This is a genomic window from Pseudomonas sp. GQ91, assembly GCF_059758795.1.
In genome coordinates, this window is sequence record NZ_JCAXED010000014.1 from 34,902 (window position 1) to 49,306 (window position 14,405).

At 57.6% G+C, this 14,405-nt stretch carries 11 protein-coding genes and 2 tRNA genes; 1 reads left to right on the forward strand and 12 read right to left on the reverse strand.

Annotated features, from left to right (window positions below):
* Positions 1-99: 99 nt before the first annotated feature.
* Positions 100-3,033, forward strand: a complete 2,934-nt coding sequence (locus tag AC6CIA_RS20335) for a DUF748 domain-containing protein (protein ID WP_498314592.1) — start codon at positions 100-102, stop codon at positions 3,031-3,033.
* Between the two features lie 176 nt (positions 3,034-3,209).
* Here the strand turns inward: AC6CIA_RS20335 and AC6CIA_RS20340 are convergent, their stop codons facing one another.
* From AC6CIA_RS20340 to tpiA, 12 genes are all read right to left on the reverse strand, one after another.
* Entirely contained in the window at positions 3,210-3,812 is a 603-nt protein-coding gene (locus AC6CIA_RS20340; RefSeq protein ID WP_498314594.1) for a BON domain-containing protein, read from the reverse strand.
* Positions 3,813-4,107: 295 nt separating this feature from the next.
* Positions 4,108-6,213: a polyribonucleotide nucleotidyltransferase gene (gene pnp, locus AC6CIA_RS20345; protein WP_339530950.1), complete on the reverse strand. Its 2,106-nt coding sequence runs from the start codon at positions 6,211-6,213 to the stop codon at positions 4,108-4,110.
* A gap of 194 nt (positions 6,214-6,407) precedes the next feature.
* Positions 6,408-6,677, reverse strand: a complete 270-nt coding sequence (gene rpsO / locus AC6CIA_RS20350; RefSeq protein WP_003176135.1) for a 30S ribosomal protein S15 — start codon at positions 6,675-6,677, stop codon at positions 6,408-6,410.
* A 115-nt stretch (positions 6,678-6,792) separates the two neighbouring features.
* Complete coding sequence (gene truB, locus AC6CIA_RS20355) at positions 6,793-7,710, reverse strand: tRNA pseudouridine(55) synthase TruB (protein ID WP_339530954.1); 918 nt, start codon at positions 7,708-7,710, stop codon at positions 6,793-6,795.
* A 3-nt stretch (positions 7,711-7,713) separates the two neighbouring features.
* Positions 7,714-8,109, reverse strand: coding sequence for a 30S ribosome-binding factor RbfA (gene rbfA, locus AC6CIA_RS20360; protein ID WP_003176137.1), 396 nt, complete (start codon positions 8,107-8,109; stop codon positions 7,714-7,716).
* A 159-nt stretch (positions 8,110-8,268) separates the two neighbouring features.
* Positions 8,269-10,785 (reverse strand): translation initiation factor IF-2, encoded by a 2,517-nt coding sequence (gene infB / locus AC6CIA_RS20365; protein ID WP_498314596.1) that lies wholly within the window; start codon positions 10,783-10,785, stop codon positions 8,269-8,271.
* Positions 10,786-10,812: 27 nt separating this feature from the next.
* Entirely contained in the window at positions 10,813-12,294 is a 1,482-nt protein-coding gene (nusA, locus tag AC6CIA_RS20370; RefSeq protein WP_339530960.1) for a transcription termination factor NusA, read from the reverse strand.
* Positions 12,295-12,341: 47 nt separating this feature from the next.
* Positions 12,342-12,800: a ribosome maturation factor RimP gene (gene rimP / locus AC6CIA_RS20375; protein WP_032873230.1), complete on the reverse strand. Its 459-nt coding sequence runs from the start codon at positions 12,798-12,800 to the stop codon at positions 12,342-12,344.
* 140 nt (positions 12,801-12,940) lie between these two features.
* Positions 12,941-13,017: transfer RNA gene (locus AC6CIA_RS20380), tRNA-Met, on the reverse strand.
* 96 nt (positions 13,018-13,113) lie between these two features.
* Positions 13,114-13,199: transfer RNA gene (locus tag AC6CIA_RS20385), tRNA-Leu, on the reverse strand.
* Between the two features lie 29 nt (positions 13,200-13,228).
* Positions 13,229-13,612, reverse strand: coding sequence for a preprotein translocase subunit SecG (gene secG / locus AC6CIA_RS20390; RefSeq protein ID WP_084379081.1), 384 nt, complete (start codon positions 13,610-13,612; stop codon positions 13,229-13,231).
* Positions 13,613-13,616: 4 nt separating this feature from the next.
* Positions 13,617-14,372, reverse strand: coding sequence for a triose-phosphate isomerase (gene tpiA / locus AC6CIA_RS20395; protein ID WP_498314598.1), 756 nt, complete (start codon positions 14,370-14,372; stop codon positions 13,617-13,619).
* Between the last annotated feature and the right edge of the window lie 33 nt (positions 14,373-14,405).

Sequence of the window (14,405 nt, forward strand, 5' to 3'; positions counted from 1 at the left end):
AAAAGAACCCGGTTACCGTAATAAAGGTGCGGTTCTTCGGAACCGTAAACCCGTGCCATACTCCAAGGCACTCTTTGATCGACATAGATGGCGTCACCCATGCCCAAAGGATTGATTCGCGCCACTGGCGCCTTGCTGACCGCCCTTGCACTCTACAGCTTGCTGGGCTTCCTGATTCTCCCCGGTATAGCCCTTCGCGTGGCCAATCAACAGTTAGCCGACTACGCCACGGTACCGGCCCGCCTCGAACGCATCGAGTTCAACCCCTTCAGCCTTGAACTGACCCTTTGGGGCCTGAATATCGGCGAGCCGGGCAAGGAGCAGGTAGGTTTTGAACGCCTCTATGCCAATCTGCAGATCGACAGTCTCTGGACCCGGGTCCTGCACTTGGCCGACGTGCAGTTGGACAAACCAAAGACCGAAGTGCTGTTCGACAAATCCGGCACGCTCAACCTGACGCAACTGTTCAAACTGCCCGCCAGCGAGCCCACCCCGGATGATCCCGAGAGCAAACCGTTCCCGCTGCGCATCGAGCGTATCAAGCTGGCCGCCGGGTACGTCCGGTTTGAAGACTTGCGCCCCAGCGAGCCCATTGAATTTCTCTACGACACACTCGACTTCGAGCTGAAAAACCTCAGCACCCTGCCCGAAGACAACGCCGACATGACCCTCGTGGCAGCCGGCCCCCAAGGCGGCCAGATCGACTGGACCGGCAACTTCAGCCTGGTGCCCATCGCGTCCGAGGGTAAGCTGAAGGTGACCGATGGCCAGATGAAAGCCTGGTGGCCCTATGTGCGCGACGCTCTGCCACTGGTGCTGGAAAACGGTGTATTGAATTTCAGCACCGACTACTCGCTGAACCTGTCCAAAGAAACCGAACTGAATCTGACCAACACCACCGCGAGCATCGCCCCTTTCGCCATCAAAGCGCCGGATGGCAGGCCGCTGGCGCGCCTGGAGCGCCTGGATGTCAGCGAAACCTCAATCGACTTGGCCAAGCAGCAGGTGATTGTCGGCAAGATCCGCAGCAACAAACTCGAAACCTGGGCCGCGCGCGAAGCCGACGGCCAGATGGATTGGCAGAAGCTGTTCGCCAGTCAACCGAGCAAACCGGCCGCGGCCCCGGAACCCGCGAGTGCTCCCGCCACCGCCGACTCACCGGCCGCGGAACCCGCCGCCCCGAGCAAGCCTTGGCAAGTACTGCTCAAGGATGTCCAACTGCGCAACTACCAAGTGCATCTGGCAGACCGTCAGGTCAAACCTGAGGTGGCGCTGGACCTGGGCCCACTGAATGTCGACATACAGGACTTCGACAGCCTCAACCAGAGCCCTTTCACGCTCAAGATCGATACCGGCCTGGGTAAACAGGGCAAGCTCCAGGCGAGCGGCCAGGTTAATCTGAATCCGATCAGCGCCAAGCTCAAAGTCGACACCAAGGATATCGACCTGCGGGTCGCCCAGGCCTATATCAGCCCGTTCATTCGCCTGGAGCTGCGAAGCGGCATGCTGGGCAGCAACCTGGATGTGAACCTCAAGGGCACCGAGCCCCTCGCACTGCAAATCACCGGCCGCGCCCAGGTGGACCAGTTACACACCCTGGACACCCTCAAGACCCGTGACTTCCTGAAATGGCAGCGCCTGGTGGTTGAAGGCTTGAACTATCAGCACGGTGACAGCCTGTCGATCGACAAGGTGAACCTGCTGCAACCCTACGCGCGCTTCATGATCAACGATGATCGCAGCACTAACGTCGATGACCTGTTGATTCCCCAACCGGCCAACAGTGGCGCCAAGTCAGCCGCCAAATCCACTGCAAGCCACGAGAAGCCCCTGGGCATTCATATTGGCCAGATTGCGATCAATGACGGCTCGGCCAACTTTGCCGACTTCAGCCTGACTCCCAACTTCGCCACGGCCATCCAGCAACTCAACGGCCAGATCGGCACTATCGACAGCCGTCAGGCCAAACCTGCCAGCGTCGATATCAAGGGCAAGGTTGACCGCTATGCGCCCGTGACGATCAAGGGCAGCGTGAACCCGTTTGACCCGATGGCGGCGCTGGATATCGCCACCAGCTTCAAACGCGTCGAACTGACGACACTGACGCCCTACTCGGGCAAGTTCGCCGGGTTCCGTATCCGCAAGGGCCGGCTCAACCTTGACCTGCATTACGTCATCACCAAAGGCCAGTTGAAGGCCGAGAACAAGGTGGTGGTGGAACAACTGCAATTGGGCGAGAAGGTAGACAGCGCGGATGCCGTGGATCTGCCGATTCGCCTGGCGATTGCCTTGCTCAAGGACACCGATGGCAAGATATCCATCGAGCTGCCAGTGACGGGCGACTTGAACAACCCGCAATTCAGTGTGATGCCGATCGTCTGGCAAACCTTGCGTAACCTGGTGGTACGCGCAGCCACGGCGCCGTTCAAGTTTATCGGCGGGCTGGTGACCGGTGGCGGCTCGGAAGACCTTGGCAACGTCTCGTTCGCCGCCGGCTCCAGCGAGCTGAGCAAGGACGCCGAGTCCGCACTGGTTAGCCTTTCCAAGGCGCTCAAGGAGCGCCCTGCCCTGCGCCTGGAAATCGAAGGCACTGCGGCAGCCAGCAGCGACGGGCCTTTGCTCGCCGCTCAGCGCCTGGAACGCGAATACCAGTACAACTACTACAAGATCCTCCAGCGTCGGGGCGACAAGGTTCCGGCCCAGGCATCGTTGCTGGAAGTACCGGAGAGCGAGAAAGCACCGCTGCTCGAGGGCATCTACCGGACTCGCCTGAAACTACAGCCGCCGGCCGAATGGAAAGACCTCAGCCGCGATGAGCGCACAGCGAAGCTGCGTGACGGCGTGATCAAGTTCTGGAGTGGCAGTGAAGTGCTGTTACGCCAACTGGGCCAGGATCGGGCCAGCACCATCAAGGATTACTTGGTGGACAAAGGGCAACTGGAAGACGACAGGGTGTACTTTATTGATGCAAGCCTGGGGCAAGCCGAGAAGGATGGCCGGGTGATCACGCCGATGCACCTGGATGCCGAATAACCGATCGTTCAACGTATAAATTCCCTTCCCCAATAGAACGGGCCCCGACACTGCAAGTGTCGGGGCCCGTAATGACCACATCCGTGTGGTCGGTCGCATGAACCCGTAAGGTGCATTGAGCGGAAATCTGACTCGCTCGCCGCCGCCTTTCTTCAGTCCAGTCGATACATCGTGCGTTACTCGGCTTTCAGGCCATCGGCCGAAACGCTTTTGACGCCTTTGATTTTCTTGGTGATGGCGACTGCCATCTCTTTCTGCGACTCAGTCACGGCGGTAGTCGAGGACAGGGAAACCACGCCTTTGTTGGTTTCGACTTTGATGTCGGTACCAGGAATACCTTTTTCGGTTACCAGGTCGGCTTTGACTTTAGTGGTGATCCAGGTATCCGAAGTGGTTTCCTTAGCCTTGTCGACATTGTCAGCTTGGGCAGCGCCGCCAGCCATCAGGCCATCAGCGGATACCGCTTTTACACCTTTGATTTTCTTGGTGATGCTAACGGCCATTTCTTTCTGCGAATCGGAAATCGCTTCATCCGAAGACAGGGAAACCACACCTTTGTTGGTCTCAACCTTGATATCGGAACCAGGAATGCCTTTCTCGGTCAGCAGGTCCGCTTTGACTTTGGTAGTGATCCAAGTGTCTGAAGCCGATTCCTTAACCTGAGTAGCTTCACCTGCCGCCAGTGTCATTGGGGCCTGGGAAGTTTGAGCGTAGGTCGCGTTAGCCATTGCCAGGGTCAGAGCGGTAGCTGTTGCGGTAGCGAGAGCGAACTTCTTCATACGAGTAACTCCTGTTTTATCGAAAACCTGCAGCGTTTAAACCTTGATGCCGCAGCGTTGCAAGGGATGTTGCAGGCAGTGTGCCAACTCATGAACAGGAAATTAGTCGTTATAAAACAACAGCTTAAAATAATCGCCAATTTGCGTAATCGTGCAACTTGCATGAAGCCCTGCGCACCTGCGTGCAAGTTGCGGGTTTTGGGAAAGGCTAAAACGCTGATTTTCATTCAGTTTCCCGCGCGCATAAAAAAAGGACTCCGAAGAGTCCTTTTTTCAGCGTGAGGCTACGGGTTGCTTAAACGCCCGATGCCTTGGCTGCGGCTACATCCTTGATGGAGAGCTTGATACGACCGCGGTTGTCCACGTCCAGTACCAGCACTTCCACTTCCTGGCCTTCCTTCAGAATGTCGGTCACTTTCTCGACGCGAGCATCGCTCAGCATGGAGATGTGAACCAGACCGTCTTTGCCTGGCAGGATGTTGACGAATGCGCCGAAGTCGACGATGCGCTCAACCTTACCGACATAGATCTTGCCGATCTCGGCTTCGGCAGTGATGCCCAGAACGCGCTGACGTGCAGCTTCAGCAGCTTCCTTGGTTTCACCGAAGATCTTGATCGAGCCGTCGTCTTCGATATCGATCGAAGCCTTGGTCTCTTCACAGATCGCACGAATGGTCGCGCCGCCTTTACCGATGACATCACGGATCTTGTCGGTGTCGATTTTCATCGCGATCATGGTCGGAGCATTTTCCGACAGCTCGGTACGGGACTGACCGATGATCTGGTTCATCTGACCGAGGATGTTCAGGCGCGCTTCCAGGGCTTGGCCCAGAGCGATTTCCATGATTTCTTCGGTGATGCCCTTGATCTTGATGTCCATCTGCAACGCGGTCACGCCTTTGGCGGTACCCGCTACTTTGAAGTCCATGTCGCCGAGGTGGTCTTCGTCACCCAGGATGTCGGTCAGGACGGCGAACTTCTCGCCTTCTTTAACCAGACCCATCGCGATACCGGCAACCGGCGCCTTCATCGGTACACCGGCGTCCATCAGGGCCAGGGAAGCACCGCAGACCGAAGCCATGGAGCTGGAACCGTTGGATTCGGTGATTTCCGACACCACGCGAATGGTGTACGGGAACACGTCAGCAGCCGGCAGCATGGCCTGCACCGAACGACGGGCCAGACGGCCGTGACCGATTTCACGACGACCAGCGCCGCCCATGCGACCACACTCGCCCACCGAGAACGGCGGGAAGTTGTAGTGCAGCATGAAGGGGTCTTTTTTCTCGCCTTCGAGGGTGTCCAGCAACTGTGCGTCGCGGGCGGTACCGAGGGTCGCAACAACCAGCGCCTGGGTCTCGCCACGGGTGAACAGCGCCGAACCGTGAGTCTTCGGCAGAACACCGACTTCAATGTTCAGCGGACGTACAGTCTTGGTGTCGCGACCGTCGATACGCGGCTTGCCGTTGACGATGTTTTCGCGAACGGTGCGGTATTCGATCTCGCCAAAAGCCGCTTTCACTTCGCTGGAAGAAGGCTGGCCTTCTTCACCGGACAGCTTGGCCACAACCTGGTCTTTCAGCTCACCCAGGCGCGCGTAACGGTCGGCCTTGACGGTGATGGTGTAGGCCTGGGAGATGGCTTCGCCGAACTCGGCACGGATAGCGCCCAGCAGTTCGGTGGCTTCGGCTTGCGGAGCCCAGGTCCAGGTTGGCTTGGCGGCTTCGGCGGCCAGTTCCTTGACAGCGTTGATCACCACCTGGAACTCGTCATGGGCGAACAGTACGGCGCCCAGCATCTGGTCTTCGGTCAGCTCTTTGGCTTCGGATTCAACCATCAACACAGCTTCGGAAGTACCGGCCACGACCATGTCCAGGCTCGAGGCTTTCTGTTGCTCGTAAGTCGGGTTCAGCAGGTAGCCGGTGCTTTCGTGGAACGCAACGCGTGCTGCGCCAATCGGACCATCGAAAGGAATACCGGAGATAGCCAGGGCGGCCGAAGTACCGATCATCGCGGCGATGTCCGGATCGGTCTTCTTGCTGGTGGAGACGACGGTGCAGACAACCTGCACTTCGTTCATGAAGCCTTCTGGGAACAGCGGACGGATCGGACGGTCGATCAGTCGGGAAGTCAGGGTTTCTTTCTCGGAAGGACGGCCTTCGCGCTTGAAGAAACCGCCAGGGATCTTACCGGCGGCGTAAGTCTTTTCCTGGTAGTGAACGGAAAGAGGGAAGAAGCCTTTGCTTGGGTCAGCGGTCTTGGCGCCAACAACGGTCACCAGAACGGTAACGTCGTCATCAACGGTAACCAGCACTGCGCCGGAGGCTTGACGGGCAATACGGCCTGTCTCGAGGGTAACGGTCGACTGACCGAACTGGAATTTTTTGATAACCGGGTTCACGGTGTCCTACCTTCTTTGTGGCTCTTGGGGAACTTGTCTTCTTGCGAAATTCTTGGGCAATGTCGGGAATCGGCCCAACCCTCGTCCAGGGTAAAACGTGTATCCAGATAAAACTTGAGGCTGGGAGCCTGCCATGGGCCAGCGGGAATCCCACTGACACACGGCAGACAACCAACCTCTAGCGCAATCGCTGATTAGCGACGCAGACCCAGGCGACCGATCAGAGCCTGATAACGACCCAGATCCTTGCCCTTCAGGTAGTCCAGCAGCTTACGGCGCTGGTTTACCATGCGGATCAGACCACGACGGGAGTGGTGATCTTTACCGTTGGCCTTGAAGTGACCTTGCAGCTTGTTGATGTTGTGGGTCAGCAGTGCAACTTGCACTTCTGGCGAACCAGTGTCACCAACAGCTTGCTGATAGTCAGCTACGATTTGTGCTTTTTCTTGAACGTCGAGAGCCATGAGGCAATCCTTTTTTCAGGAAACCACCCAAAGGGCAGTTTCAACAGGCCAGGGACAAATCCCTGTATCTAAAAATGAGTAGTGACCATGCCTGTTAACAGCCACCCTCGTTCGGTCATTCTGACCGAATCAGTCGACGCGGCGCGATCCGCCCGTCTTCGCTCACTTCACCGATACCGATAAAGCGACCGTTATGATCCTGTACTCGCACCATGCCGAATTTCGGGGCATCCGGGGCACGTACCGGCTGGCCGTTGAGCCAGTAGAACGCACTGTGTTCCGAAAAATGCAGCAAGGGCCAATCCTGCAAACCACTGTCCGACGGCATCAGGAAGCGATCGACCGCTTCGTTGCCACCTTCGGCATGCACCGCTTCCAACTCTTCCAGCGTGACCGTCTGGGCCAAGGTGAAAGGGCCAGCCTGGGTACGTCGCAGTTCAGCAACGTATGCGCCACAGCCCAAACGCTCACCAATATCTTCCACCAGGGTACGGATATAGGTGCCTTTGCTGCAGTCCACCGCCAACCGGGCGGTGTCGCCTTCACAGGCGAGCAATTCCAAGCGCGCAATAGTAACAGAACGCGGTTCGCGCTCCACTACTTCACCGGCACGTGCCAGCTTGTATAAAGGCTGGCCATCACGCTTGAGCGCCGAGTACATCGGCGGTATCTGGCTGATTTGCCCACGGAAAGCCGGTAAAGCCGCCTCGATATCAGTACGACCAACGGTCACCTCGCGAACCTGCAAGACATCACCTTCGGCGTCGGCCGTGGTGGTGGTCTTGCCCAGTTGCATCAGGGTTTCATAACCCTTGTCGGAATCGAGCAGGTATTGCGAGAACTTGGTGGCCTCGCCAAAGCACAATGGCAATACGCCAGTTGCCAGGGGATCGAGGCTGCCGGTATGCCCTGCCTTTTCGGCATTGAGCAGCCAGCGGACTTTCTGCAACGCCGCATTGGAAGTAAAACCAATGGGCTTGTCGAGCAGAATGATACCGCTGACGTTACGACGGATACGCTTGACCTGAGCCACCGATTACTCCTTGGCGTCTTCAGGCGTGGACGGGTGCTGACTGTCTTCAGCCACCGCACGTTCGATCAGTGCCGACAGGTGTGCGCCACGTACAACGCTTTCGTCATAGTGGAAATGCAACTGTGGCACGCTGCGCAGCTTCATTTCACGCGCCAACTGCATGCGCAGGAAACCCGCGGCCGAGTTGAGCACCTTGATGCTTTGCGCGATTTCTTCGCTGTTGTCCTGACCCATCACGGTGATGAAGATCTTCGCGTGACCCACGTCACGACTCACTTCAACAGCGGTGATGGTGACCAGGCCAACCCGTGGATCCTTGACTTCACGACGGATCAGCTGTGCCAGCTCACGCTGCATCTGATCGCCGATACGCTGGGTGCGGCTGTATTCTTTTGCCATGTCTTGTTACCTGTTACTGCCACACGGTGAAACCCGTGGGGTCTGAAAGCGGCAAACGCCCGGCCTGACAAAAGCCAGACCGGGCGTTGCGTTTAGAGTCCTGACGCTGCGCGGGGCATTTGCATCCCCACACGCGGCGTGGCTCCTGAAGTGCGCGAGTTAGAGGCTGCGAGCAACCTGAACCTTCTCGAAGACTTCGATCTTGTCGCCGACCTTGACGTCGTTATAGCTCTTGACGCCGATACCGCATTCCATGCCGGCACGTACGTCGGCAGCGTCATCCTTGAAGCGGCGCAGGGATTCCAGCTCGCCTTCGAAGATAACGATGTCGTCACGCAGTACACGGATCGGACGGTTACGGTACACAGTACCCTCGACCACCATGCAACCTGCGATCGCGCCGAACTTCGGCGAACGGAACACGTCACGGACTTCAGCGATACCCAGGATATTTTCCCGGACGTCACTGCCAAGCATGCCGGTAAGGGCTTTCTTGACGTCTTCGATGATGTCGTAGATGACGTTGTAGTAACGCATGTCCAGGCCTTCCTGCTCGACGATCTTCCGTGCGCCAGCATCGGCACGCACGTTGAAGCCAAACAGTACAGCGTTGGAAGCCAGTGCCAGGTTGGCGTCGGATTCGGTGATACCACCGACACCGCCACCGACAACACGCACTTGCACTTCGTCGTTACCCAGGCCATTCAAGGCGCCGTTCAACGCTTCGAGGGAGCCGCGAACGTCAGATTTGAGGACGATGTTAAGCGTCTTCTTCTCTTCCTGGCCCATGTTCTCGAAGATGTTCTCAAGCTTGCCGGCGTGAGCACGGGCCAACTTGACTTCACGGAACTTGCCTTGACGGAACAGCGCCACTTCACGGGCTTTCTTCTCGTCAGCCACTACGCTCATTTCGTCGCCGGCATCCGGAGTACCGTCCAGGCCGAGAATCTCGACAGGGATGGCTGGACCGGCTTCCTTGATTGGCTTGCCGTTCTCGTCGAGCATGGCACGGACACGGCCATAGTTCGAACCGACCAGCACCATGTCGCCTTGGCGCAGCGTACCGTCTTGGACCAGCACGGTCGCCACCGGGCCACGGCCCTTGTCGAGACGCGATTCAACCACGACACCACGGCCAGGAGCCGAAGGCGTAGCCGTCAGTTCCAGGACTTCGGCTTGCAGCAGGACAGCTTCGAGCAGCTCGTCGACACCTGTACCCATCTTCGCGGAGACCGGTACGAACGGGGTGTCGCCACCCCACTCCTCGGACGTCACGCCGTGAACCGACAGTTCGCTGCGGATGCGATCGAGATCGGCGCCCGGCTTGTCGATTTTGTTCACTGCCACGACCAGCGGCACACCCGCCGCTTTAGCGTGCTGGACGGCTTCGATGGTTTGTGGCATCACGCCGTCGTCCGCCGCAACCACCAGGATCACGATATCGGTTGCCTTGGCACCACGGGCACGCATTGCGGTAAACGCAGCGTGACCTGGGGTGTCGAGGAACGTCACCATGCCGCGCTCGGTTTCAACGTGGTAGGCGCCGATGTGCTGGGTAATGCCGCCGGCTTCGCCAGCTGCAACCTTCGCACGACGGATATAGTCGAGCAGGGATGTCTTACCGTGGTCAACGTGGCCCATTACGGTCACGACCGGCGCACGGGAAACCGCCTCACCTTCAAACTTCAGGGACTCGGCCAGGGAATCTTCCAGGGCGGTGTCGCTGACCAGAACCACTTTGTGGCCCAGTTCTTCAGCGACCAGCTGGGCAGTTTCCTGATCCAGTACCTGGTTGATGGTGGCTGGCGTACCCAGCTTGAACATGAACTTGATGATTTCAGCAGCCTTGACCGACATCTGCTGGGCAAGATCGCCAACAGAGATGGTCTCGCCGATCTTCACTTCACGCACGACAGGACCGGTTGGGCTCTGGAAACCGTGGGCGTTGCGTTTCTTCAGCTTGGCCTTGCCACGACCACCACGACGGAAGCCATCGCTTTCTTCGTCGGTAGTACGTGGAGCAACCCGTGGAGCAGGCGCCTTTTCCTTGACCGAAGCGCGATGCGGAGCGTTTTTACGCTCGCCATCGCCACCACCACCGCGACGATTGTTATCGTCAGCACGTGGCTTGTCCGGACGACGTGGTTCGTCGCGCTTGCGGGCGTCGGCTGCCGGAGCTGGCGCCGGGGCCACCGGAGCGGCCTCACGCACAGCTTCTACAGGCGCGGCGACTGCTTCAGTGCTAGCAGGTTGCGCAGCAGCAGGCTGGCGACGCGCTTCTTCTTCGGCGCGACGCTTGGCTTCTTCTTCAGCCTTCTGACGAGCAGCATTTTCTACTGCGCGACGTTCGTCCAGTTCGCGTTTGCGCTCGGCTTCGATTTCTTCCGGGCTGCGCTGTACGAAGACTTTCTTCTTGCGTACTTCAACGCTGATGCTTTTGCTACCAGCAACACGCAGGGTGCTGGTCGTTTTGCGCTGCAGTGTAATCTTGCGCGGTTCTTCCACTTTCGCCTTGTGGCTGCTTTTCAAGTGAGTCAGCAAAGACTGCTTCTCACTGTCGCTCACATGTTCCTCGGCGGCGGTGTGCGGCAGACCTGCCTCACGCATCTGCTGCAACAGGCGCTCTACCGGTGTTTTGACCTCATCGGCCAGTTGTTTCACCGTGACTTGCGTCATGCACTTCTCTCCTCAGGCCGCGCCTAATTACTCGAACCAATGGGCTCGGGCGGCCATGATCAACTTGCCGGCACGATCATCGTCAATGCCGTCGATGTCGAGCAGATCGTCAATAGACTGCTCGGCCAGGTCTTCGCGGGTAATCACGCCGCGCACCGCCAGTTCCATCGCCAAATCCTTGTCCATACCCTCAAGCGAGAGCAGGTCTTCGGCCGGATGGGCGTCTGCCAGCTTTTCCTCAGTAGCGATGGCTTTAGTCAACAAACGATCCTTGGCCCGAGCGCGAAGCTCGTTGACGATATCCTCGTCAAAGCCGTCGATGTTGAGCATTTCTTCCAACGGTACGTAGGCAATCTCTTCCAGGCTGGTGAAGCCTTCATCTACCAGCACCTGCGCCAGTTCTTCGTCGACTTCCAGCTCGTCGATGAAGTTGCGCAGGATGTCACCGGTTTCAGCTTGCTGCTTAGCCTGGATGTCCGATTCGGTCATGACATTCAGGGTCCAGCCGGTCAACTGGCTGGCCAGACGCACGTTCTGACCTCCACGACCAATGGCTTGAGCCAGATTGTCGGCGCCAACGGCGATGTCCATCGCATGGGCATCCTCGTCAACGATAATTGCCGCCACTTCAGCTGGCGACATGGCGTTGATCACGAACTGCGCGGGGTTATCGTCCCACAGGACGATGTCCACACGCTCACCGCCCAATTCGCCCGACACTGCCTGGACGCGCGAACCGCGCATACCAATGCAAGCACCTTGCGGGTCGATGCGCTTGTCCTTGGAGCGGACCGCGATCTTGGCGCGCGAACCCGGGTCGCGGGACGCAGCCATGACTTCGATCAGACCTTCAGCAATTTCCGGCACTTCGATACGGAACAGCTCGATCAGCATTTCCGGCGCAGTACGCGACAGGATCAACTGAGGGCCGCGGTTCTCGGTGCGGATTTCCTTGAGCAACGCACGCAAGCGCACGCCAACCCGGAAAGTTTCGCGGGAAATGATGTCTTCACGGGCCAGCAACGCTTCGGCGTTGTTGCCCAGGTCAACGATCACATTGTCGCGGGTGACCTTTTTCACGGTGCCGGAGATGATTTCACCCAGGCGCTCGCGATAAGCGTCAACGACTTGAGCACGCTCGGCTTCGCGAACCTTCTGCACGATGACTTGCTTGGCAGTCTGTGCAGCAATCCGGCCGAACTCGATCGATTCGATCTTATCTTCGACAACATCACCGACCTGGGCGCCAGGATGCGTTTCAGCAACCTTGCTTGGCCAGGTTTCGATGGCCGGATCATCAAGATCGGCTTCTTCGACTACCGTCCAGCGACGGAAAGTCTCATAGGCACCGGTGTGGCGGTTGATTTCCACACGCAGATCAACTTCGTCTTCAAAACGTTTTTTGGTAGCAGTGGCCAGGGCCAGCTCCAACGCTTCAAAAATCACGTTTGCCGGTACGCCCTTTTCATTGGATACCGACTCAACAACCAGCAGTACTTCTTTGCTCATCGTACGCCTCGCCTTTCGCAAGCCATTGGATCCGCGGGATCCGCGTCTCAGTCAAAACTGGGAATAATGTTGGCCTTGTCGATCATATCGATCGGCAACAGGAACTCATGGTCTTCTACCTGCACCACGACATCCTGTTCTTCTACACCGCGCAGAAGGCCCTGAAAGTTGCGTCGCCCTTCGAACGGCGAGCGCAGCTTGATCTTCACTTGTTCACCGGCATATTTGGCAAACTGCTCGATAGTGAACAGTGGGCGCTCCATGCCTGGCGAGGAAACTTCGAGGGTGTATTCAACGGAGATCGGATCTTCAACATCCAGCACGCCGCTGATCTGGCGACTGACAATTGCACAATCGTCCACCAGCACGCCGCCCTCTTTATCGATATAAACGCGCAACATTGAGTGGCGACCTTGAGCCGAAAACTCAATACCCCAGCATTCATAGCCTAGGGCCACGACCACCGGGGCCAACAAGGCCTGCAACTCTTCTAGCTTGCTCGACACCTGAACCCCCTCGTGCATGTATGTGCATGCTGTGCAAAATAAAAAAATGGGCGAAACGCCCATCCTTGAAACGCCGTCGAACAGCGGCGTTGAAAGTGTCCAGCTAACAAAAAGCCCCTTAAAAGGGGCTCCGCTAAAACTGGTTGCGGGGGCCGGATTTGAACCGACGACCTTCGGGTTATGAGCCCGACGAGCTACCAGACTGCTCCACCCCGCGACAAAGCTGGGGCGGAAGTATACGACCGATCCCTTACAGGGTCAATGTAACCTTCCACCTACAAGAAAGCCCGCAACAGCGGGCTCTCCTGATAATTGGTACCGAGAAGGGGACTCGAACCCCTACACCCTATGGGCACAACCACCTCAAGGTTGCGTGTCTACCAATTCCACCACCTCGGCAATACAACGTTTACAACATGAAACCCTTCTTACTTTTGCTCTTGAGCTGGAGGTACGTCAGTCGCTGGGCTAGCCGACTTTTGCTCTTGAAGCACCGGGACATCATCAGAAGCCGGTTTTGCTTTTGGAACTTCCATCACTGCTGGATCTGGCAAACCTGCTTGAGTCAGCACATGAGCTTTCTCTTTAGCAAAGTAACCTAACCCCAAGCTGGTTATGAAGAAACCGGCGGCAAGTATAGCAGTAAACTTACTAAGAAAGGTAGAGGAACCTTGGCTTCCGAACACAGTATTTGAAGCACCTGCCCCGAAAGACGCACCAGCGTCCGCACCTTTACCCTGCTGCAGCAATACCAGAGCGACAACGCCCAGCGCACCCAGCAGATGAAAAACAACGATGACTGTTTCCAGCATTTTTTCAGTTTCCCGCGGCGCGACAAATCGCACCGAACTCATCTGCATTCAGGGAAGCTCCACCAATGAGCCCCCCATCGATATCCGGCATGCTGAACAGTTCGACCGCATTGGCCGCCTTCACGCTGCCGCCGTATAGAAGCTGCACACCTCGTGCAACCTCAGAATTCTCTGCCGCCAACTGCGCGCGAATGGCTGCGTGCACATCCTGCGCCTGTTGCGGCGAAGCAGTCAGCCCGGTGCCAATGGCCCAGACCGGCTCGTAAGCTATGACCGCCTTTGCAAACGCACCAACACCCAGCTCTTCGATGATGCTGCCCAGCTGACGCGAGACAACCTCAAGGGTCTTGCCAGATTCACGCTGCTCCAGAGTTTCCCCTATACACAACACCGGAATCAGGCCACAAGCCTGTGCTGCCGCGAACTTGCGATTGAGTACCGCATCACGCTCGCCCATTACCTGGCGGCGCTCGGAATGCCCTACAAGTACATAGGAGCAGCCCGCATCAACCAGCTGACTCGGCGCAATCTCACCGGTCAACGCACCCTGCATGGCTTCTACCGCGGAATTCTGCGCGCCGACCTGAATCGACTTGCCTTTCAAGCCATCAACCACTTGGTTGATATGCAAGCAAGGCGGGAATACCGCGACATCGACACCGCTCGGCAAGGCCAAATGACGAAGGCCATTGATCAGCTCAGCGACACTGGCGCGGGTACCGTGCATTTTCCAGTTACCAGCTACCATAGTGCGACGCATGCTGTACCTCGTCGGTCAAAGTGGGCGCAGATG

Coding starts and splice junctions, on each gene's coding strand:
- infB (WP_498314596.1), bottom strand. CDS start 10,785: ATGACGCAAGTCACGGTGAAACAACTGGCCGATGAGGTCAAAACACCG.
- rbfA (WP_003176137.1), bottom strand. CDS start 8,109: ATGGCAAAAGAATACAGCCGCACCCAGCGTATCGGCGATCAGATGCAG.
- nusA (WP_339530960.1), bottom strand. CDS start 12,294: ATGAGCAAAGAAGTACTGCTGGTTGTTGAGTCGGTATCCAATGAAAAG.
- tpiA (WP_498314598.1), bottom strand. CDS start 14,372: ATGCGTCGCACTATGGTAGCTGGTAACTGGAAAATGCACGGTACCCGC.
- AC6CIA_RS20335 (WP_498314592.1), top strand. CDS start 100: ATGCCCAAAGGATTGATTCGCGCCACTGGCGCCTTGCTGACCGCCCTT.
- secG (WP_084379081.1), bottom strand. CDS start 13,612: ATGCTGGAAACAGTCATCGTTGTTTTTCATCTGCTGGGTGCGCTGGGC.
- rpsO (WP_003176135.1), bottom strand. CDS start 6,677: ATGGCTCTCGACGTTCAAGAAAAAGCACAAATCGTAGCTGACTATCAG.
- AC6CIA_RS20340 (WP_498314594.1), bottom strand. CDS start 3,812: ATGAAGAAGTTCGCTCTCGCTACCGCAACAGCTACCGCTCTGACCCTG.